The 18,306-nt window shown below is 62.8% G+C and carries 22 protein-coding genes; 16 read left to right on the top strand and 6 right to left on the bottom strand.

From position 1 onward, the window contains the following. Positions 1-29 precede the first annotated feature (29 nt). From ctaD to LBW87_RS08560, 5 genes are read left to right on the top strand one after another with little or no spacing between them, the layout of a single operon-like run. Complete coding sequence (ctaD, locus tag LBW87_RS08580; protein WP_225201031.1) at positions 30-1,637, top strand: cytochrome c oxidase subunit I; 1,608 nt, start codon at positions 30-32, stop codon at positions 1,635-1,637. 24 nt (positions 1,638-1,661) lie between these two features. Then, on the top strand, positions 1,662-1,790 hold the full coding sequence (locus tag LBW87_RS08575) for a cytochrome oxidase small assembly protein (RefSeq protein WP_413927628.1): 129 nt from the start codon (positions 1,662-1,664) through the stop codon (positions 1,788-1,790). After that, positions 1,787-2,335 (top strand): cytochrome c oxidase assembly protein, encoded by a 549-nt coding sequence (locus LBW87_RS08570; protein ID WP_225201030.1) that lies wholly within the window; start codon positions 1,787-1,789, stop codon positions 2,333-2,335. The genes LBW87_RS08575 and LBW87_RS08570 overlap by 4 nt, the downstream gene beginning before the upstream one ends. Continuing rightward, positions 2,328-2,552, top strand: coding sequence for a DUF2970 domain-containing protein (locus LBW87_RS08565; protein WP_225201029.1), 225 nt, complete (start codon positions 2,328-2,330; stop codon positions 2,550-2,552). The genes LBW87_RS08570 and LBW87_RS08565 overlap by 8 nt, the downstream gene beginning before the upstream one ends. Before the next feature lie 48 nt (positions 2,553-2,600). Then, entirely contained in the window at positions 2,601-3,461 is an 861-nt protein-coding gene (locus LBW87_RS08560; RefSeq protein ID WP_225201028.1) for a cytochrome c oxidase subunit 3, read from the top strand. A gap of 46 nt (positions 3,462-3,507) precedes the next feature. Here LBW87_RS08560 and LBW87_RS08555 read toward each other — a convergent pair whose 3' ends face one another. Beyond that, entirely contained in the window at positions 3,508-3,708 is a 201-nt protein-coding gene (locus tag LBW87_RS08555) for a twin transmembrane helix small protein (protein WP_225201027.1), read from the bottom strand. Between the two features lie 90 nt (positions 3,709-3,798). On the opposite strand from LBW87_RS08555, the gene LBW87_RS08550 reads away from it, so the two are divergent. The 5 genes from LBW87_RS08550 to LBW87_RS08530 are packed head-to-tail and all read left to right on the top strand — an operon-like array spanning position 3,799 to position 7,795. Then, on the top strand, positions 3,799-4,530 hold the full coding sequence (locus tag LBW87_RS08550) for an SURF1 family protein (protein WP_225201026.1): 732 nt from the start codon (positions 3,799-3,801) through the stop codon (positions 4,528-4,530). Beyond that, the gene (locus LBW87_RS08545; RefSeq protein WP_225201025.1) at positions 4,517-5,131 is read left to right on the top strand and encodes an SCO family protein; all 615 of its coding nucleotides are present in this window, start codon (positions 4,517-4,519) and stop codon (positions 5,129-5,131) included. The genes LBW87_RS08550 and LBW87_RS08545 overlap by 14 nt, the downstream gene beginning before the upstream one ends. Positions 5,132-5,179: 48 nt before the next feature. Continuing rightward, entirely contained in the window at positions 5,180-6,292 is a 1,113-nt protein-coding gene (locus LBW87_RS08540) for a COX15/CtaA family protein (RefSeq protein WP_225201024.1), read from the top strand. Between the two features lies 1 nt (position 6,293). Continuing rightward, on the top strand, positions 6,294-7,187 hold the full coding sequence (gene cyoE, locus LBW87_RS08535) for a heme o synthase (RefSeq protein WP_225201023.1): 894 nt from the start codon (positions 6,294-6,296) through the stop codon (positions 7,185-7,187). Positions 7,188-7,198: 11 nt separating this feature from the next. Then, positions 7,199-7,795: an SCO family protein gene (locus tag LBW87_RS08530; protein ID WP_225201022.1), complete on the top strand. Its 597-nt coding sequence runs from the start codon at positions 7,199-7,201 to the stop codon at positions 7,793-7,795. 77 nt (positions 7,796-7,872) lie between these two features. Here the strand turns inward: LBW87_RS08530 and rpoH are convergent, their stop codons facing one another. The 4 genes from rpoH to ftsY form a co-directional block, all read right to left on the bottom strand. Next, positions 7,873-8,772, bottom strand: a complete 900-nt coding sequence (rpoH, locus tag LBW87_RS08525) for an RNA polymerase sigma factor RpoH (RefSeq protein ID WP_413927627.1) — start codon at positions 8,770-8,772, stop codon at positions 7,873-7,875. Positions 8,773-9,095: 323 nt separating this feature from the next. Further along, positions 9,096-10,019, bottom strand: coding sequence for a permease-like cell division protein FtsX (gene ftsX / locus LBW87_RS08520; protein WP_225201021.1), 924 nt, complete (start codon positions 10,017-10,019; stop codon positions 9,096-9,098). Next, on the bottom strand, positions 10,016-10,708 hold the full coding sequence (locus LBW87_RS08515) for a cell division ATP-binding protein FtsE (RefSeq protein WP_225201020.1): 693 nt from the start codon (positions 10,706-10,708) through the stop codon (positions 10,016-10,018). Before LBW87_RS08515 ends, ftsX begins: the two co-directional genes overlap by 4 nt. 12 nt (positions 10,709-10,720) lie before the next feature. Beyond that, positions 10,721-11,857, bottom strand: coding sequence for a signal recognition particle-docking protein FtsY (gene ftsY, locus LBW87_RS08510; RefSeq protein WP_225201019.1), 1,137 nt, complete (start codon positions 11,855-11,857; stop codon positions 10,721-10,723). Positions 11,858-12,010: 153 nt separating this feature from the next. On the opposite strand from ftsY, the gene LBW87_RS08505 reads away from it, so the two are divergent. From LBW87_RS08505 to LBW87_RS08480, 6 genes are all read left to right on the top strand, one after another. Next, on the top strand, positions 12,011-13,381 hold the full coding sequence (locus LBW87_RS08505; protein ID WP_225201018.1) for a M16 family metallopeptidase: 1,371 nt from the start codon (positions 12,011-12,013) through the stop codon (positions 13,379-13,381). A gap of 50 nt (positions 13,382-13,431) precedes the next feature. Further along, positions 13,432-14,064, top strand: a complete 633-nt coding sequence (locus tag LBW87_RS08500) for a ParA family protein (protein ID WP_225201017.1) — start codon at positions 13,432-13,434, stop codon at positions 14,062-14,064. A gap of 55 nt (positions 14,065-14,119) precedes the next feature. Next, positions 14,120-15,451, top strand: coding sequence for a M16 family metallopeptidase (locus LBW87_RS08495; protein WP_225201016.1), 1,332 nt, complete (start codon positions 14,120-14,122; stop codon positions 15,449-15,451). A gap of 10 nt (positions 15,452-15,461) precedes the next feature. Then, positions 15,462-16,115, top strand: a complete 654-nt coding sequence (gene rsmD / locus LBW87_RS08490) for a 16S rRNA (guanine(966)-N(2))-methyltransferase RsmD (RefSeq protein WP_225201015.1) — start codon at positions 15,462-15,464, stop codon at positions 16,113-16,115. A gap of 37 nt (positions 16,116-16,152) precedes the next feature. Continuing rightward, entirely contained in the window at positions 16,153-16,641 is a 489-nt protein-coding gene (coaD, locus tag LBW87_RS08485) for a pantetheine-phosphate adenylyltransferase (RefSeq protein WP_008115784.1), read from the top strand. Between the two features lie 115 nt (positions 16,642-16,756). Continuing rightward, positions 16,757-17,023, top strand: coding sequence for a YfhL family 4Fe-4S dicluster ferredoxin (locus LBW87_RS08480; protein ID WP_225201014.1), 267 nt, complete (start codon positions 16,757-16,759; stop codon positions 17,021-17,023). Positions 17,024-17,083: 60 nt separating this feature from the next. Here LBW87_RS08480 and LBW87_RS08475 read toward each other — a convergent pair whose 3' ends face one another. Then, positions 17,084-18,196 carry a sensor domain-containing diguanylate cyclase gene (locus LBW87_RS08475; RefSeq protein ID WP_225201013.1) on the bottom strand — a complete coding sequence of 371 codons (1,113 nt, stop codon included), beginning with the start codon at positions 18,194-18,196 and terminating at the stop codon, positions 17,084-17,086. Positions 18,197-18,306 lie beyond the last annotated feature (110 nt).

Genomic DNA, 18,306 nt, shown 5'->3' with positions numbered 1-18,306 from the left:
CGCATCGCACAGGCATCGGAGACCGCAACATGACCACTACCGTCGACCACGCACCGGCCCATCCGCATGACCCGGGGCACGAGCACGGCCATCACGATCATCCGCACGGCTGGCGGCGCTGGCTGTTTGCCACCAACCACAAGGACATCGGCAGTCTCTACCTGTGGTTCTCGTTCACGATGCTGCTCTCGGGCGGGGTGCTGGCGCTGCTGATCCGGGCCGAGCTGTTCCATCCCGGCCTGCAGTTCTTCCGTCCCGAGTTCTTCAACCAGCTCACCACCATGCACGGGCTGGTGATGGTGTTCGGCGCCATCATGCCGGCCTTCGTGGGCTTCGCCAATTGGATGATCCCCCTGCAGATCGGGGCTTCCGACATGGCGTTTGCGCGCATGAACAATTTCTCGTTCTGGCTGCTGCCGCCGGCGGCGCTGCTGCTGGCCGGGTCGTTCCTGGTGCCGGGCGGCGCCACCGCCGCCGGCTGGACGCTGTACGCGCCGCTGTCGACCCAGATGGGGCCGGGCATGGACATGGCCATCTTCGCCATGCACATCATGGGCGCGTCTTCGATCATGGGTTCGATCAACATCATCGTCACCATCCTCAACATGCGCGCGCCCGGCATGACCCTGATGAAGATGCCGATGTTCTGCTGGACCTGGCTGATCACCGCCTACCTGCTCATCGCCGTCATGCCGGTGCTGGCCGGCGCCATCACCATGACGCTGACCGACCGCCATTTCGGCACCTCGTTCTTCAACGCCGCCGGCGGTGGCGACCCGGTGATGTACCAGCACATCTTCTGGTTCTTCGGTCATCCCGAGGTGTACATCATGATCCTGCCGGCCTTCGGCATCGTCTCGCAGATCATCCCGGCGTTTGCCCGCAAGCCGCTGTTCGGCTACGCATCGATGGTGTACGCCACCGCCTCGATCGCGATCCTGTCGTTCATCGTCTGGGCGCACCACATGTTCACCACCGGCATGCCGGTGACGGCGCAACTGTTCTTCATGTACGCCACGATGCTTATTGCGGTGCCGACCGGGGTCAAGATATTCAACTGGATCGCCACCATGTGGCGCGGCTCGATGACCTTCGAGACGCCAATGCTGTTCTCGGTCGGCTTCATCTTCGTGTTCACCATGGGCGGCTTCACCGGACTGATCCTGGCGGTGACGCCGATCGATATCCAGATGCAGGACACCTACTACGTGGTGGCGCACTTCCACTACGTGCTGGTGGCCGGCTCGCTGTTCGCGCTGTTCGCCGGGTATTACTACTGGGGCCCGAAGTGGACCGGTTTCATGTACAACGAATGGCGCGGCAAGTTTCACTTCTGGGCGTCGCTGATCACCTTCAACGTCACCTTCTTCCCGATGCACTTCCTGGGGCTGGCGGGCATGCCGCGTCGCTATGCCGACTATCCGGCGCAGTTCACCGATTTCAACATGGTGGCGTCGATCGGCGCATTCGGTTTCGGCTTGTCCCAGGTGTATTTCCTGTTCTGCGTGGTGATTCCTTCGATCAAGGGCGGCCAGAAGGCCGACGCCAAGCCGTGGGAAGGCGCCGAGGGGCTGGAGTGGACCGTGCCGAGCCCGGCGCCCTTCCATACCTTCGAAGAGCCGCCGATCGTCAAGTAAGCAGTCAACCTCACTGGAGACGTCATGCCTGAGCTGCCCAAGTTGCCTGAGCGAAAGCAACCGAACAACGTGCGCACCGGCCTGTTGCTGGCACTGGTGGCGCTGGCGTTCTTCGTGGGCATCTTCATCAACCGCATCTGGTTTGCCAAATGAGTGACGACCGGCGCATCCTGGGTCTCAATCGCGTGATGCTGCGCAAGCTGCTGGTGGTGGCGGTGCTGATGTTCGGTTTCGGTTATGCGCTGATCCCCTTGTACAAGAAGATCTGCGAGGTGACCGGGGTCAATTTCCTGACGCCGCGCGATATCACCGTCGAAGCGCCGAGCAACAGCCAGATCGATCGTTCGCGCACGGTGACCATCGAGTTCGATGGCAACGCGCAGGGGCCCTGGCGCTTCCGGCCGACCGTCACCAGCATGAAGGTGCATCCAGGCGAGATGACGCAGGTGGTCTATGAGGTAGTCAATACCCAAGCCCGCAATGTCGACGCCCAGGCCATTCCCAGCTATGCGCCGCAGCAGTCGGCGGCCTTCTTCAAGAAGGTCGAGTGTTTTTGCTTTACCCAGCAGACCCTGGGACCGAATCAGGCCAAGCAGATGCCGGTGGTGTTCTACATCGACCCCAATCTGCCGCGCGACGTGACCACCATTACCTTGTCGTATACCTTCTTCGAGATCGGTGGCAAGGGAAATGGATGATCTGAAACAGGCCAGTCGCCGGCGCGCCTCGTTCGGCGCCACCATAAAGGCGGTGTTGTGGTCGTTCTTCGGGGTGCGCGGCAAGCGCGGCTACGAGCAGGATGCAGCGCGGCTCAATCCGCTGCATGTGATCGTCGCCGGGGTGATTGCAGCGGCCCTGTTCGTGCTGGGGCTGATCGTGGTGGTCAAGCTGGTGGTGGGGCAGGCGGCTGGCTGAGGCCGGGAATAAATCAGGTACATCTGGAAACCGAATCGGGAGAAGGACATGAGTTCACAGCAAGCCAAGGCGCCGCACTACTTTGTTCCGGGGCCATCGCGCTGGCCATTGCTGGCTGGCATTTCGATGCTGGTCACCATGATCGGCGCATCGGCCTGGGTCAACGGCGCCAGTTGGGCGCCTTATGTCAACCTGCTCGGCATCCTGATGGTGCTGGTGGTGCTGTACTACTGGTTCGGCGAGGCGATCCACGAGTCCGAGTCCGGCCTGTACAGCGAGCGCATCGACCTCTCGTACCGCTGGAGCATGAGCTGGTTCATCTTCTCCGAGGTGATGTTCTTCGCCGCCTTCTTCGGCGCCTTGTTCTACGCCCGCAGCATCTCGCTGCCCTGGCTGGCCGACCTCGACCACAAGGTGCTCTGGCCTGACTACACCGGGCAGTGGGCCGGCACCGGGCCGGCCGGCACGATCGAAAGCTTCAATGTCATGGGGCCGTTCCCGATCCCCACCATCAACACCTTGCTGCTGCTGACGTCGGGCGTCACGCTGACCTTCTCGCACCACGCGCTGCGCGCCGGCCATCGGCGGGCGACATCGCTGTGGCTGTTTGCCACCATCCTGCTGGGCGCGATCTTCATGGGCTTCCAGGCCTATGAATACATCCATGCCTACAGTGAACTGAACCTGAAACTGACATCGGGTATCTATGGCTCGACCTTTTTCATGCTGACCGGCTTCCACGGCTTTCACGTGACGATGGGGGCGATCATGCTGTCGGTGGTGCTGTACCGGCACTTGCGCGGGCATTTCACGCCCACCAATCACTTCGCCTTCGAGGGCGCGGCCTGGTACTGGCACTTTGTCGATGTGGTGTGGCTCGGCCTGTACGTGGTGGTGTACTGGCTCTAGCGCCGGAAGCCGCAACCGGAGCCGCACCAAGGGGTGCGGCTTTTTTTTAGCGGATGCCGGTGGGCTGGATCCAGCCCAGCTTGTAGCACAGCAGGATCAGCAGGAACAGCGCCACCGACAAGCCCACGCGCCAGGTCAGCGCCTGTACGGTGCGGTCGCTTTTTCCCTTGTCACGCATCAGGAATATCAGGGCCGACGCCAGGCTGGCAAGGATCAGAATGAAGGCAATCGCGACGAAGATTTTCATACGGGTAAAATCCCTCTGTCTCCTGCCGCGCCTGATCGCCGGTACGCGACTGTTTGACGCGACTGTTGAAAATATTTTCCGGCCATTGTAATGCCAATCAGATTCCGAATTCGCTGGGTACCCTTGTGCGCCACATTGATGGTCGCTGCCGCCGGCATCATGCTGGGGCAGTGGCAGACGCGTCGCGCCGAAGAGAAGATCGAGATCCAGCAGCGCCTGGAGTCGCGCGCCAAACAGGCCCCCCTGCTGGCGCTGCCGGCCGATAGCGCCATCGACGAAGCCGAATTCAGGCATGTGCTGCTGTCGGGCGAGTTCATTCCGCAATGGACCATCTATCTCGAGAACCGGCCGCACGCCGGCGTCAGCGGATTTCATGTGCTGATGCCATTTAGAATAGCCGGCTCAAGCCAGGTGGTGATGGTGGGGCGCGGCTGGGCGCCACGCGACGCGGTCGATCGCACGCGGGTGCCGCAACTGGTCACGCCCACCGGCGTGGTGCGCATACAGGGCGTGCTGCGCCGGGGCGCCGGGCATGTGCTGCAGCTGGGGCAACCCGATGCACCACGACCTGGCGCGATCCTGCAGAACCTGGATATCGTGGCGCTGGCCGAAGCCAGCGCACTGCCGTTGTCGACTGCGGTGATCGAACAGACCGGTGCGCCCGAGGCCGCCGGCGATGGCCTGGTGCGCGACTGGCCGCTGCCCTCGCTGGGCGTTGACCGGCATCGCGCCTATGCCTTGCAGTGGTACGCACTGGCCGCGATGGCACTGATTTTTTTCCTCGTAACGGGACTTAAGCGTGGACGCAATGACAAAGCCTGAAGCAGGTTCGGTGGCAGACGACAAGCGCCGCTGGCGTGGTCGCTGGAAGTTGCTGCTGGTGGTGGCGGTGTGCGCCGCGCCGATGATCGCTTCCTATCTCACCTATTACGTGATCAAGCCGGAAGGGCGTAACAACTACGGCACCCTGCTCGATCCGCGGCAATACCCGATTCCCGACCTGGGCAGCACGGCGCTCGATGGTCATCGCGCCGGCCTTGAGGATTACCGGGGCAAGTGGGTCATGCTGCAGGTCGATCGCGGCGACTGTACCGAGGTTTGTCGCAACAAGCTGTTCACCATGCGTCAGCTCAGATTGATGCAAGGTAAGGAGATGGAACGGGTCGAGCGCGTGTGGCTGATCGTGGACCGCGAACCGGTGCAGACCATGCTGATGCGCGAATTCGACGGCACCGACATGCTGCGCGTGGATGCGGCGCGGCTGCGCTCCTGGCTGCCGGTGGAGGCGGGCACCATGGCCGAAGACCATATCTACCTGATCGATCCGCTGGGCAACCTGATGCTGCGTTTCCCCAAGGACCCCGATCCGGGGCGCATGAAGAAGGATATTTCCAAGGTGCTGCGCGCTTCGGCCATCGGTTGATGCCCGCGCGCCGGAAATCAGGATTTTTTTAGAAAAGAGATGCAAACGATGTTGATTCAACTGGGCCTGATGGGCCTTCTGGTGGCCTTGATTCCGTTGACGCTGGTGTGGGTCTCCAGCGATGCCAACAAGTATCGCAAGCTGGTGTGGGTAACACTTTTCCTGACCTTCGACCTGATCATGTTCGGCGCCTTCACGCGCCTGACCGATTCCGGCCTCGGTTGCCCCGACTGGCCGGGCTGCTATGGTCACTCCAATCCGCTGCTGGCGCACGAACATATCAGTGCCGCCCAGGAAGCCATGCCCACCGGGCCGGTGACGGTGGCCAAGGCCTGGATCGAGATGACGCACCGCTACCTGGCCATGGCGGTCGGGGTGTTGATCATCACGATGGTGGTGATCGCCTGGCGGCGCTGGATCAAGTCGCGCCGCACCGATGCCGATTTCCGCCCCGGTTTTCCCACCGCGCTGTTGGGTTTCGTGTGCCTGCAAGGGGCCTTCGGCGCCTGGACCGTGACCATGAAGCTGCAACCGGTGATCGTCACCATTCACCTGTTGCTGGGATTGACCCTGCTGGCGATGCTGGCGTGGATGGGCGCGCGCCAGGATACCCATCTGCCGGTGACGCGGCTGGGCCGTTCGCTGGCGCGACCGGCGGCGATCGGCATGCTACTGCTGGTGTTGCAGGTGGCGTTGGGCGGCTGGGTCAGCACCAACTACGCGGCGCTGGCCTGTAGCGACTTTCCGTTATGCAATGGACAACTGGTGCCGGAGATGGATTTCGAGCACGGCTTTACGCTCTGGCGCCACCTTGGCATGACCGCCGCAGGCGACTACCTGCCGTTCCAGGCGCTCACGGCAATCCACTGGGTGCACCGCAGTTTTGCCTTTGTCGTGATCTTGTATGTTGTATGGCTGGCACACCGGGCAATGGGCGACGGCGGACTGCGCCGCACCGGGCGCTGGCTCTTGCTGGTCATCGGTTTGCAGCTGTTGACCGGGCTCGCCACCATCTATTTCAACTGGCCGCTGGCCATTGCCGTGGTGCACAACGGCGGTGCGGCGCTGCTGGTGCTGTTACTGGTCATGTTAAACTACAAGGCTAGATTCGCTCCTGCCGGCGCTGCCAGCCCGGGCGATGCGCCAGCCGCTGCCACCTGACATGACCACTCTGACTGCCCAACCCAATCGTATTGCCCAGTACTGGGCGCTGACCAAGCCGCGCGTGACGCAGCTGGCCGTGTTCTGTGCCGTGATCGGCATGTTCCTGTCCACGCCCGAGTTGCCCGACTGGCGCAAGGTGGTGTTCGGCACCCTGGGCATCTGGCTGCTGGCCGGCGCCGCCTTCGCCATCAATTGCCTGGTCGAGCGCGAGATCGATTCGCGCATGGCCCGCACCGCCCGCCGCCCGATGGCGCGGGGCGAGATCACGGTGCCGCAGACGCTGGTGTTTTCGGGTGTGCTGGGCGGTTTGGGCATGTGGGTGCTGTATGCACTGGTCAACCCGCTGACCATGTGGCTGACCTTCGCCACCTTCCTCGGCTACGCCATCATCTACACCATCCTGCTCAAGCCGGCGACGTCGCAGAACATCGTCATCGGCGGGCTGGCCGGCGCCATGCCGCCAGCGCTGGGCTGGGCCGCGATGGCCAACGACGTACCGATGCAGGCCTGGGTGCTGGTGCTGATCATCTTCATCTGGACCCCGCCGCATTTCTGGGCGCTGGCGATGTACCGTCGCGACGACTACGCCAAGTCGGGCCTGCCGATGCTGCCCATCACGCACGGCATGGAAGTGACCAAGCTGCATATCCTGATGTACACCATCGCCTTGGTGGCGACCACCATGCTGCCGTTTGCCATCGGCATGAGCGGCCTGATCTACCTGGGCACTGCCATCGTGCTGGACGCGATCTTCTTCTGGTTCTCGTGGCAGATCTATCGCCACTACACCGATCTGATCGCCCGCCGCGCCTTCGCCTATTCGATCGTGTACCTGTCGATCCTGTTCGCGGTCCTGCTGGTGGACCATTACTTCCTGTTCCGCACCTTCTGATGACGGCCCCGATGAAGCGAATCCTGAGCACGCTGTTGCTGGCTGCCTGCGCCACCTTGCTGGTGGCATGCGGCCCGTCCAAGCCTGAAGTCAAGTTCAACAACACCGACGTCACCGGGCTCGACTATGCCAAGGACTTCGCCCTGACCGACCACAACGGCACCCCCCGTACGCTGGCGGACTTCAAGGGCAAGGTGGTGGTGATGTTCTTCGGTTACACCCAGTGTCCCGATGTCTGCCCCACCACGATGGTCGAGATGTCCAATGTGATGAAGGAGCTGGGCGCCGACGCCGATAGGGTGCAGGTGTTGTTCGTCACGGTCGATCCGGATCGTGATACCCAGCAGATCCTGTCGCAATACGTGCCGGCATTCGACAAGCGCTTCCTGGGCCTGCGTGGTGACGCCGCCGCCACCGAGAAGGTCGGTCGTGAATTCAAGGTGTTCTACCAGAAGGTGCCGGGCAAGGAGCCGGGCAGCTATACGATGGACCACACCGCCGGCAGCTATGTGTTCGATCCGCAGGGGCATATCCGCCTGTTCGTCAAGCACGGCCAGGGCCCGCAGACGCTGACCCACGATATCAAGTTGCTGCTGTCCTCATCCTGACCTGCGGGTCGGAAGGCTAAAAAAGAAAGGCACCCGAAGGTGCCTTTCTTTTTTGCTGCCTGTCAATGTCGTGCAGATCAGGAAAACGCCTGCAGCGATGTCTTCATCTTCTTCAATGCTACCGCTTCGATCTGGCGGATACGTTCGGCAGACACGCCGAACTCGTCAGCCAGCTCATGCAGCGTTGCGCCCGAGCCATCATCATTGGCCAGCCAGCGCGCTTCAACGATGCGACGCGAGCGGTCATCCAGCTTCGACAACGCTGCTTCCAGCCCTTCGGACTGCATGCGATCGTACTGCTTGGCTTCCATCACGCGGGTCGGCTCCGAGGTTTCGGACGACAGGTAGGCGATCGGCGCGAACTTGTCATCTTCATCATCGGTGGGCGACTCCAGGGCGATATCGCGACCCGAGAGACGGGTTTCCATCTCGATCACTTCTTCGCGCTTCACGTCCAGCGTCTTGGCCAGGGCATCGACCTGGGCTGGCGTCATGGTGTCCAGGCCCGACTTGTGGCTGCGCAGGTTGAAGAACAATTTGCGTTGGGCCTTGGTCGTGGCAACCTTCACCAGGCGCCAGTTCTTCAGGATGTATTCGTGAATCTCGGCCTTGATCCAGTGCATGGCGTACGACACCAGGCGCACGTTCTGGCCCGGATCGAAGCGCTTCACGGCCTTCATCAGGCCGATATTGCCTTCCTGGATCAGGTCGGCGTGCGGCAGGCCATAACCCAGGTAGCCGCGCGCAATCGACACCACCAGGCGCAAGTGCGACAACACCATCTTCTGGGCGGCGCCCAGGTCGTTGTTCTCGCGCAGCTTGCGCGCCAGGCTCATTTCTTCTTCATGAGTCAGCATCGGCAGGCGGTTCACTGCCGAGATATATGCGTCGATATTGCCCAGGCTGCCGGAAAAACCGAGCGCGAGTGCATTGGACTCGACTGGCATGAGTGCAGTTTGTGCAGACGCAGATTTCATTGATTTCTCCTTTTGTCCCGACGGAAAGCCACGTACGGTTGGCGGCAATGCTAAAACTGGAGCATTTCGATAGGGTATTCTAGCACTCGCTAATTGAGAGTGCTAATTGCAGTTTTGGAAGGCCCCGATAGAATCGCTCTATTGCAATTGTGATAATGATTGCTTGTTTCGTCCCTGCCATCTTAGAAGGAATTCGACAAACAAAGTTGCGATGGAGGTCAAAAGCGGCGCAAAAAGGTGTAACAAAGTTTGCAGCCGGGAGAGCAAGGCCGCCAGAGGCAGTCTGGCGGCCAATGATGCAGTACAGCGGGTTTGACGCGATGTCAGCCCATGCGCGCCAGGTGGCGCCGCACCGACATCATTGCTCCCAGCAGCCCCAGCAGGGCGCTGATGGCGAGCAGCAAGGCGATGGCGGTCGGGCTGGGCAGCGCCAGCTGGAATTCGGACGCATAAAGATGCGCAAAATCGATGATCGCCGCATTCAGCGGCTGCTGCGCCGCCACTACCAGGCCCAGCGCCACCACGCCGGCGCACAGGCCCAGCAAGGCGCCGGTGTAGTAGAAGGGGCGATGGATGAAGGATTTGGTGGCGCCCAGCAGGCGCGACACCTCGATCTCTTCGCTCTGGGTCATCACCTGCAGGCGGATGGTGTTGAACACCACCGCCACCACCACCGCGCCCAGGGTCATGCCCAGGAACAGCAGCACCAGCCGCAGGATGCGCAGCAGCGCGGCCAGGCGCTTGACCCAGGCTGAGTCGATCTGCACCGTATCCACGCCCGGCTGGTTCTTCAGTTTCTGGGCAATGTCGTCCACGCGACCGGCGTCCATGGCGTTTTCGAAGCCCGGCAGGCGCAGCACATAGCTGTCTGGCAGCGGATTACTGCCCAGCGTGGCCAGGACATCGCCCATGCCGCTCTTGTTCTTGAGCGCGTCGAAGGCCTTCTCGCGCGGGACGAATTCGATCTTGCCCACCGTGTCGCTCTGCTTGAGCACCTGTTCGATGGTGCGGCCCATGGCCTGTGAGGTGTCGCGGCTGGCGTCGAGCTTCATGAAGATGCTGATTTCAGGCTCGACCGACATCTGCTCCGAGATCGGGCGTACGTTCTCGAGCGCCGACAGGCCGGCGAACGGCAGCGCCAGGGCGATCGACACCACCAATACGTTGAGCAGGAAGTTGCCCGGCGAGCGCAGCAGGTGGCGCAGCGCGTCGGCCATGGCGGCCCGGTGTTGGCGCAACCAGTTCATGGCGATACCTCCACCGGGTTGGCCACGCCGTTATGCCAGCCATCGACGATGCGGCCCCGGTCCAGGTACACGATGCGGTCGGCGCCGGTCAGGTATTGCTCGTCGTGGGTCGAGATCAGGCAGGTCACGCCCACCCCGTGGAACGACTTCAATGCCGCCAGCACCTTGTTGGCATTGGCGCGGTCGAGATTGGCGGTCGGCTCGTCAGCCAGGATGATCTGTGGACGGTTGACGATGGCGCGGGCGATGGCCACCCGTTGCTGCTCGCCGCCGGACAGCTCCTGCGGCTCGGAGGTGGCCTTGTCCAGCAGGTCGACCTTGTCCAGCGCGGCGCGGGCACGCCGCTCGGCGTCGGCGCGCGAGGCGCCGGTGACGATCAGCGGCAGCATCACGTTCGACAGCAGGTTGCGGTCCAGCAGCAGGCGCTGTTGCTGGAAGATCAGTCCCAGGTTGCGGCGCAGGTAGGGCAGGCCGGAGGCCTTGATGCCGCCGATGTCCTGGCCGTTGACCGACAGGGTGCCGGCGCTGGGGCGCTCGATGGCGGCAATCATCTTCAGCAGCGTCGACTTGCCGGCGCCGGAAGGTCCGGCCAGGAAAAGCAGTTCGCCTTTCTGCACCGACAAAGAAATGTCGCGCAAGGCATAGACCTCACGCGCATATTGCTTGGATACCCGGGAAAATTCGATCATCTAAGTATGGTCTCAGCTCAGCAGGGCATCGACGAATTCGGTGGCGTCGAACGGCTGCAGGTCTTCGATCTGCTCGCCGACACCGATGAAATACAGCGGCACCGGACGGGTCTTGGCGATGGCGGCCAGGATGCCGCCCTTGGCGGTGCCGTCCAGCTTGGTGACCACCAGGCCGGTCAGTCCCAGTGCGTCATCGAAAGCCTTGACCTGGGCCAGCGCGTTCTGGCCGGTATTGCCGTCGATCACCAGCAGGATCTCGTGCGGCGCCGAGGCCATGCCCTTGCCGATGACGCGCTTGATCTTCTTGAGCTCGTCCATCAGGTGCAACTGGGTCGGCAGGCGCCCGGCGGTATCGATCATCACCACGTTGGTGCCACGCGCCTGGGCCGAATGCACGGCGTCGAACGCCACTGCGGCCGGGTCGCCGGACTCCTGTGCGATCACCGAGACATTGTTGCGCTCGCCCCAGACCGCCAATTGCTCGCGGGCAGCGGCGCGGAAGGTGTCGCCGGCGGCCAGCAGCACCGATTGCTCGTGCGCCTGCAGATGCAGCGCCAGCTTGCCGATGGTGGTGGTCTTGCCGGCGCCGTTGACGCCGGCGATCATCATCACCAGCGGCTGTTCGCGGCCCAGCACCAGCGGGCGCTGCAGCGGACGCAGCAATTCGATCAGCAGGTCCCGCAAGGCAGTGCGCACCTGCGCCGCCTCGGTCAGGCGCTCGGCCTTGACCTTCTTCTTGAGCTCGGCGAGCAACCACTGGGTAGCATCGACACCGGCGTCCGACACAAGCAGGGCCGACTCGAGTTCTTCATAGAGGTCGTCATCGATGCGCGCGCCCACGAACAGCGTAGTCAGGTTGCTCGACGTCTTGGACAGCCCCGACTTGAGGCGCGTCAGCCACGAACGCTTGGCTTCTGGCGCCGGTGCGGGGGCCGACACGATCTCGACCTCCGCTTCCTCGATGACGACCACTTCTGGCTGCGCCGCCGACAACGGCACAACATCGACGGCCGCAGGCGCGACGGCGACAGGCGCCACAGCAGCAGGGGAGGGAACGGGAGCGGCGGGTGCTTCAGGCGCTGCCGGCTGCGTCAGCGGGACTTCTGGCTGGGCTTCCGGCTTCGGCTTTCTCTTGAAGAAACTGAACATCGGGTGGCGTATGGATATGTTGGGTGACGACAGCGGAGCGCGGGCGGTCTGGCATGCCCTGACAAGCGCATGGGACAGGTTACAATTGCCCGTCCAAAAGACCTGAGCGGCAGCCTGGGTCGAAGAATGTTGCATTTTATCAGAGCGCAGCCCATGAATTTGAAGATCAGAGCAATCCTGTCCATCGGCCTTTTCGGCATGTGCGCCGCGCTGGCGCAGGCGCAGACGGCCCGCGAGTTCGTGCTCGGCAATGGCATGAAGGTGGTGGTCAAGGAAGACCGTCGCGCCCCGACCGCCGTACAGATGGTCTGGTACAAGGTGGGATCGATCGATGAGCTCAACGGCACCACCGGCATTTCGCACGCCCTCGAGCACATGATGTTCAAGGGCACCAGGAAACACAAGGTAGGCGAATTCAGCCGCCTGGTGGCCGAGATGGGCGGGCGCGAGAATGCCTTCACGGCCAACGACTACACCGCCTACTTCCAGCAGATCGAGAAATCGCACCTGGAGGCCGTGATGGCGCTGGAGGCCGATCGCATGGCCAACCTGCAGTTCGACGCCGCCGAATTCTCCAAGGAAATCCGGGTCGTCATGGAAGAGCGCCGCTGGCGCACCGATGACCAGCCGATGGGCTTGCTCAACGAAGCACTCAACGCCGCCGCCTGGACCGCGCATCCCTACCATCACCCGGTGATCGGCTGGATGGATGACCTGGAAAACATGACCGTGCAGGACCTCGCCGCCTGGTATCGCCAATGGTATGCGCCCAACAATGCGACCCTGGTCGTGGCCGGCGATGTCGATGCCGACCGCGTGCTGGCGCTGGCCAGGAAGTATTTCGGCAAGATTGCCGCACAGCCTCGCCCGCGCGCGCGGCCGCAGAATGAGCCGCAGCAACTGGGGCTGCGCCGGGTGACGGTCAAGGCGCCGGCCGAAAACTCCTATGTGGTGCTGGGTTTCAAGGTGCCGGCGCTGCGCCAGGTCGAGCAGGACCAGGAAGCCTATGCCCTGGATGTGCTGTCGGCGGTGCTCGATGGCTATGAAAATGCGCGCCTGAGCGCCAACCTGATCCGCACCGGTAACCAGGCCACCAGCGTCAGCGCCAGCTATAGCGGCGTGTCGCGGGGGCCGGTCCTGTTCACGCTGGAGGGCACGCCGGCCGCAGGCGTCAGCACCGAACAGCTCGAAGCGCTGCTGCGCGGGGAAGTGGCCCGCATCGCCAGCGAGGGCGTGTCCGAGCAGGAGCTGCAACGGGTCAAGACGCAATTGATCGCGTCCCAGATCTACAAGCGCGACTCGGTGTTTGGCCAGGCCATGGAGATCGGCATGATGGAGACCACCGGCATCGGCCAGAAGAATATCGACCGCATCATCGATCGCCTCAAGACGGTGACGCCGGCCCAGGTGCAGGCGGTCGCCGCCAAGTATTTCAAGGACGACAACCTGACCATCGCCACGCTGGTGCCGCTGCCGCTGGATGGCAAGAAGCCGAGCCCGCCGCCGGCTGGCCTGTTGCATTAAGACGCAGATCTCGTCGCGCTACGGATTCGCTGTTCCTCACGGAGAAAAACATGCCTGTTATCGTCGTGGCCAATCCCAAGGGGGGCGTCGGCAAGAGCACCTTGTCGACCAACCTGGCCGGTTACTTCGCCAGCCAGGGGCATGGCGTGCTGCTGGGCGACATCGATCGCCAGCAGTCGGCCCGCGCGTGGCTGGCACTGCGCCCGCCGCAGGCACGGCCGATCACCACCTGGGACATCAGCGAAGACTACATTGCCAAGCCGCCCAAGGGCACCTCGCATGTGGTGCTCGATACCCCCGCCGGCCTGCATGGCTGGCGGCTCAACGATGCGCTGAAGATGGCCGACAAGATACTGGTGCCGCTGCAGCCGTCGATCTTCGACATCCTGGCCACCCAGGATTTCCTGCGCCGGCTGGCCGATGAAAAGGCGGTGCGCGAAGGCCGTATCGACGTCGGCATCGTCGGCATGCGGGTCGATGCGCGGACTCGTTCGGCCGACCAGTTGCATCGATTCATCGACGGCCTGAAGCTGCCAGTGCTGGGCTACCTGCGCGACACGCAGAACTATGTACAGCTCGCCGCGCATGGCCTGACCCTGTGGGATATCGCGCCGTCCCGCGTGCAGCGCGACCTCGACCAGTGGCAGCCGGTGCTGGAGTGGGTAGAAAAGAAACACGGCTGAACCCTCGCCATTTGCGGCGGTGCGGCCCGATTGCAGTCCATTTTCCTTGAGTCTCATGAAAAAAATCCTTGCCTTGTTGCTTCTTTCCTTCTGCGCCGCCGCGCCTGCCATGGCCGCGTTGCAGATTGAATCCTGGACCCAGCCCGACGGCGCGCGGGTGCTGTTCGTGTCCAATCACAGCATTCCCATGCTGGACGTCAGCGTCCAGTTCGATGCCGGCCAGCGGCGCGATCCTGCGGGCCGCGCCGGGCTGGCCGAGCTGACCGTGGCCAGCCTTAGCCGTGGCGTCGCCGGTGGTGGCAGCGATCTGTCCGAGGCGCAGATCCTCGACGGCTTCGCCGACGTCGCCGCCGAGCGCAATTTCGGCGCCGGCCAGGATCGTTCCGGCATCACCTTGCGGTCGCTGTCATCGGCCACCGAGCGCGACACCGCGCTGGCGCTGCTGGCGCGCACGCTGGCGCATCCCAGTTTTCCGCAGGCCGCCCTGGAGCGCGACAAGGCATTGGCTATCTCTGGCATCCGTGAAGAGCTGACCAAGCCCGAAGCGATTGCCGAGAAGGCATTCATGCAAGCCATCTACGGCAGTCACCCCTATGCCATCGATGCCAGCGAAACCAGCGTGCAGGCCATCACCCGCGATGATGTCGTGGCGTTCCATCGTGCGCACTACGTGGCCAATCGCGCCGTCATCTCGATGATCGGCGACATCACGCGGGCCCAGGCTGAACGCATCGCCGCCGACCTGACCCGGGGCCTGCCGCAGGGCGCCCCATTGGCGGCGCTGCCGGACGTCACGGCGCCCAATGGTGGCGAGCAGCGCATTGCGCACCCGGCGTCGCAGTCGCACATCCTGATTGGCGCGCCGGCACTGAAGCGTGGCGATCCGGATTTCTTTGCCTTGACCGTCGGTAACTACATCCTCGGCGGCGGCGGTTTCGTTTCGCGCCTGACCGATGAGGTGCGTGAAAAGCGCGGCCTGACCTATAGCGTCTACAGCGGCTTCTCGCCACTGGCGCAGCCGGGGCCGTTCCAGATCGGCCTGCAGACCAAGAAAGAGCAGACCGGCGAAGCCTTGAAGGTGGTGCGCGCCACGCTGGCCCGCTTCCTCAATGACGGGCCGACCGCAGCCGAGATGAAGGCCGCCAAGGACAACCTGGCCGGTGGCTTCGCGTTGCGCATCGACAGCAATGCCAAGCTGATCGAGAACCTGTCGGTGATCGGGTTCTACAACCTGCCGTTGGATTATCTCGACCGCTGGACCGACCAGGTCAAGGCCGTCAGCGTCAAGGATGTGCGCGCTGCCTTCGGTCGCCATATCCATGCGGATCAGCTGGCGACGGTGATCGTCGGCGACGCCGATGCCGCTACCCCGACCGCGGCCAAGTGAGGGGATGGCGATGAAGCAAGCTCAACCAAGGAAACAGGCGGGCAAGCCTGCCGCCGCCCGTGTCGTGCCGCATCAGGTGCGCATCATTGGCGGCCAGTGGAAACGTACTCCCTTGCCGGTGCTGGATGCCGAAGGTTTGCGTCCGACCCCGGACCGGGTCCGCGAGACCGTCTTCAACTGGCTCACCCATCTGTTCGACGGCGCCTGGGAAGGCATCGACTGTCTCGACCTGTTTGCCGGCTCCGGTGCGCTCGGCTTTGAAGCGGCCAGTCGCGGCGCGGCGCATGTGACGATGGTCGAACTGGGCACGGCGGCGGTACGCCAGCTCGAAGCCACGCGCGACAAGTTGCGTGCCGGGCAAGTCAACGTACAGCGCGCCGATGCGCTCTCGGCGGTGCGCAACCTGGCGCAGCATCGCCCGGGACGATTCCAGCTGGTATTCATCGATCCGCCCTACAACGGCGGCTGGCTCGAAAAAATGTTGCCACTGTGCCAGCCCCTGTTGGCGCCGCAGGGCCTGGTCTATGCCGAAGCCGAATTTGCGCTCGACGGCGACGACGCGCCCGAATGGATGGCCGATTGGGAGGTGCTGCGTTCGGACAAGGCGGGCATGGTCTTCTATCATTTATTGCAACGCAAAAGCACCTCACGAATTGAGGCATAATGCGCGTTCTGATTGATTTGCCGGTGAGGAGACACCCATGGTGACAGCAGTATATCCAGGGACATTCGATCCGTTGACGCGTGGCCATGAAGATCTGGTTCGACGCGCGTCCGGGTTGTTTGACAAGTTGGTGGTGGGAGTGGCGGACAGCAAGAACAAGAAGCCGTTTTTCTCGCTCGAGGAACGCCTCTCGATTGCCAATGAAGTACTGGGGCATTATCCGAATGTCCAGGTCGAGAGCTTTTCCGGCCTGTTGAAGGATTTTGTGCGGCAGAACAATGCGCGCGTGATCGTGCGCGGCCTGCGCGCCGTGTCGGACTTCGAATACGAATTCCAGATGGCCGGCATGAACCGTTATCTGCTGCCCGACGTCGAGACCTTGTTCCTGACGCCGTCGGACCAATATCAATTCATCTCGGGCACCATCGTGCGCGAGATCGCCATTCTCGGCGGCGATGTATCGAAGTTCGTGTTTCCGTCAGTCGAGAAATGGCTGAAGACCAAGATAGCGAAGCAGGAAGGGTAAGCCCGACTGTGGTAGCCAACGCAACAAGGCAGGGTAAGGCAATGAACGGCAGGGCAGACGGGTTTGACGATGTGAAGGCATGCGGCACTGGCTGCATGCACACCGGGGAGTGGCCATGGCACTGATGATCACGGACGATTGCATCAATTGCGACGTGTGCGAACCAGAGTGCCCCAACGAAGCGATCTTCATGGGGCCGCAGATCTACGAGATCGATCCCGGGAAATGCACCGAATGCGTCGGTCATTTCAATGAGCCGCAATGCCAGCAGGTGTGTCCGGTGTCATGCATTCCGTTCGACCCGGCCTGGCGCGAAAGCCCGGAGCAACTGATGGTCAAGTTCGAGCAACTCCAGGCGCAGGCCAAGACCGGAACCGTCTGAATCGGCTTGTCTGGTGGATGCGTTGAGTGAAAGGAAAAAAGCCGGCATCGCCGGCTTTTTTCATGGTGACTGCACCACCCGGTTGCGGCCGCTTTCCTTGGCCTGGTACAGCGCCTGGTCGGCCGCCTTGAGCATGGCTTGCTTGACCTCTTCGGCCGGCCGGCTGCGATCCGGCGGCACCAGCGAGGCGGTGCCGATGGAGGCGCTGATCCTGAGCGGATCACGCGAGCCCTCGATCATGATGCCGCGACTGCAGATGCCGGCACGGATGCGCTCGGCGATCCGGGCCGCGTCTTCGCGGGTGGCATGCGTGAGAAGCACCACGAATTCTTCACCGCCGAAGCGCCCCAGCGCGTCCGACAGGCGCAGCTCTTTCTTGATGCGCGCGGCGACTTCGCGCAGCACATCGTCACCGCTCTGGTGGCCGAAATTGTCGTTGACGCGCTTGAAATGATCGATGTCGATGAACAGGCAGGACAGGGCCGAGCGCTCGCGCTGGCCACGCGCCACTTCTTCGTGCATGCGCTGCTCGATGTAGCGGCGGTTGTTGACCCCCGTGAGCGGGTCGGTCAGGCCGATATGCTTGAGGCGCTCATTGTTGATGACGTTTTCGAGGCAGATCGCCACCACCGTCGCCAGGCGTTCGATGAAATCGGTCGCCAGCGTGCGGGTGAAGCGTTCCCGGTAGGCGCTGCCCAGCGCCAGGTAGCCCAGCAGCCGATGCTGGCGCACCAGCGGCAACACCGCCACGCTGACCGGCTGGTAACGGGGAAACAGTGACTCGTGATGCGCGGGCAGGTATTCGCCCAGGCGCGGTTTTTCGGCGCTGAGGTGATCGTCTTCGGGCACCGACGGAATCGGTTCTTTCAGGAACAGCAGGTTGGGAAACTCCTGCATGCCGATCTGCAGGTCACGCAATATGCGCTGGATTGCATAATCGCCATCGATCAGCGACAGGGTCACACTCTCCAGGTTGAACACGCCTGGCATGCCATTGAGCATGGTATCGATCAGTTCGCGGAATTCGCTGGCGCTGATCAATTTCAGGTCGAACGCCTGGTGCCGCTCGATGATCGACTGGTTGATGTGCGCCTGCTGCAACAGATCCTGCAATTCGGATCGCAGCTGCTGGTTGTCGGCGATAAGCATTTCCGTGTCGACAGCGGATGTCATTTGCGTTTCCGGCGAGGCCGGCTCCCTTTGCCCAGACCGGTTTCCCGGTTCCCCTGCCGCAGGCTCAAGGCATGCGGCGTCATCATGCTGCACGGCCCTCGTGCTGCACT

Source organism: Herbaspirillum sp. alder98, assembly GCF_020179755.1.
GTDB lineage: Bacteria > Pseudomonadota > Gammaproteobacteria > Burkholderiales > Burkholderiaceae_D > Herbaspirillum.
The sequence above is the reverse complement of the archived record's forward strand: the minus strand, read 5'-3'. Positions and strand labels throughout refer to the sequence as shown.

What these genes read in the sequence shown, in the direction of transcription:
- LBW87_RS08495 (WP_225201016.1), top strand. Translation starts at nt 14,120, where the DNA reads ATGAAAAAAATCCTTGCCTTGTTGCTTCTTTCCTTCTGCGCCGCCGCG.
- LBW87_RS08515 (WP_225201020.1), bottom strand. Translation starts at nt 10,708, where the DNA reads ATGATCGAATTTTCCCGGGTATCCAAGCAATATGCGCGTGAGGTCTAT.
- ftsY (WP_225201019.1), bottom strand. Translation starts at nt 11,857, where the DNA reads ATGTTCAGTTTCTTCAAGAGAAAGCCGAAGCCGGAAGCCCAGCCAGAA.
- ctaD (WP_225201031.1), top strand. Translation starts at nt 30, where the DNA reads ATGACCACTACCGTCGACCACGCACCGGCCCATCCGCATGACCCGGGG.
- LBW87_RS08565 (WP_225201029.1), top strand. Translation starts at nt 2,328, where the DNA reads ATGGATGATCTGAAACAGGCCAGTCGCCGGCGCGCCTCGTTCGGCGCC.
- LBW87_RS08555 (WP_225201027.1), bottom strand. Translation starts at nt 3,708, where the DNA reads ATGAAAATCTTCGTCGCGATTGCCTTCATTCTGATCCTTGCCAGCCTG.
- LBW87_RS08505 (WP_225201018.1), top strand. Translation starts at nt 12,011, where the DNA reads ATGAATTTGAAGATCAGAGCAATCCTGTCCATCGGCCTTTTCGGCATG.
- LBW87_RS08545 (WP_225201025.1), top strand. Translation starts at nt 4,517, where the DNA reads ATGACAAAGCCTGAAGCAGGTTCGGTGGCAGACGACAAGCGCCGCTGG.
- LBW87_RS08530 (WP_225201022.1), top strand. Translation starts at nt 7,199, where the DNA reads ATGAAGCGAATCCTGAGCACGCTGTTGCTGGCTGCCTGCGCCACCTTG.
- LBW87_RS08575 (WP_413927628.1), top strand. Translation starts at nt 1,662, where the DNA reads ATGCCTGAGCTGCCCAAGTTGCCTGAGCGAAAGCAACCGAACAACGTG.
- cyoE (WP_225201023.1), top strand. Translation starts at nt 6,294, where the DNA reads ATGACCACTCTGACTGCCCAACCCAATCGTATTGCCCAGTACTGGGCG.
- LBW87_RS08540 (WP_225201024.1), top strand. Translation starts at nt 5,180, where the DNA reads ATGTTGATTCAACTGGGCCTGATGGGCCTTCTGGTGGCCTTGATTCCG.
- LBW87_RS08560 (WP_225201028.1), top strand. Translation starts at nt 2,601, where the DNA reads ATGAGTTCACAGCAAGCCAAGGCGCCGCACTACTTTGTTCCGGGGCCA.
- rpoH (WP_413927627.1), bottom strand. Translation starts at nt 8,772, where the DNA reads ATGAAATCTGCGTCTGCACAAACTGCACTCATGCCAGTCGAGTCCAAT.
- LBW87_RS08475 (WP_225201013.1), bottom strand. Translation starts at nt 18,196, where the DNA reads ATGACATCCGCTGTCGACACGGAAATGCTTATCGCCGACAACCAGCAG.
- LBW87_RS08500 (WP_225201017.1), top strand. Translation starts at nt 13,432, where the DNA reads ATGCCTGTTATCGTCGTGGCCAATCCCAAGGGGGGCGTCGGCAAGAGC.
- LBW87_RS08570 (WP_225201030.1), top strand. Translation starts at nt 1,787, where the DNA reads ATGAGTGACGACCGGCGCATCCTGGGTCTCAATCGCGTGATGCTGCGC.
- LBW87_RS08550 (WP_225201026.1), top strand. Translation starts at nt 3,799, where the DNA reads ATGCCAATCAGATTCCGAATTCGCTGGGTACCCTTGTGCGCCACATTG.
- rsmD (WP_225201015.1), top strand. Translation starts at nt 15,462, where the DNA reads ATGAAGCAAGCTCAACCAAGGAAACAGGCGGGCAAGCCTGCCGCCGCC.
- ftsX (WP_225201021.1), bottom strand. Translation starts at nt 10,019, where the DNA reads ATGAACTGGTTGCGCCAACACCGGGCCGCCATGGCCGACGCGCTGCGC.
- coaD (WP_008115784.1), top strand. Translation starts at nt 16,153, where the DNA reads ATGGTGACAGCAGTATATCCAGGGACATTCGATCCGTTGACGCGTGGC.
- LBW87_RS08480 (WP_225201014.1), top strand. Translation starts at nt 16,757, where the DNA reads ATGGCACTGATGATCACGGACGATTGCATCAATTGCGACGTGTGCGAA.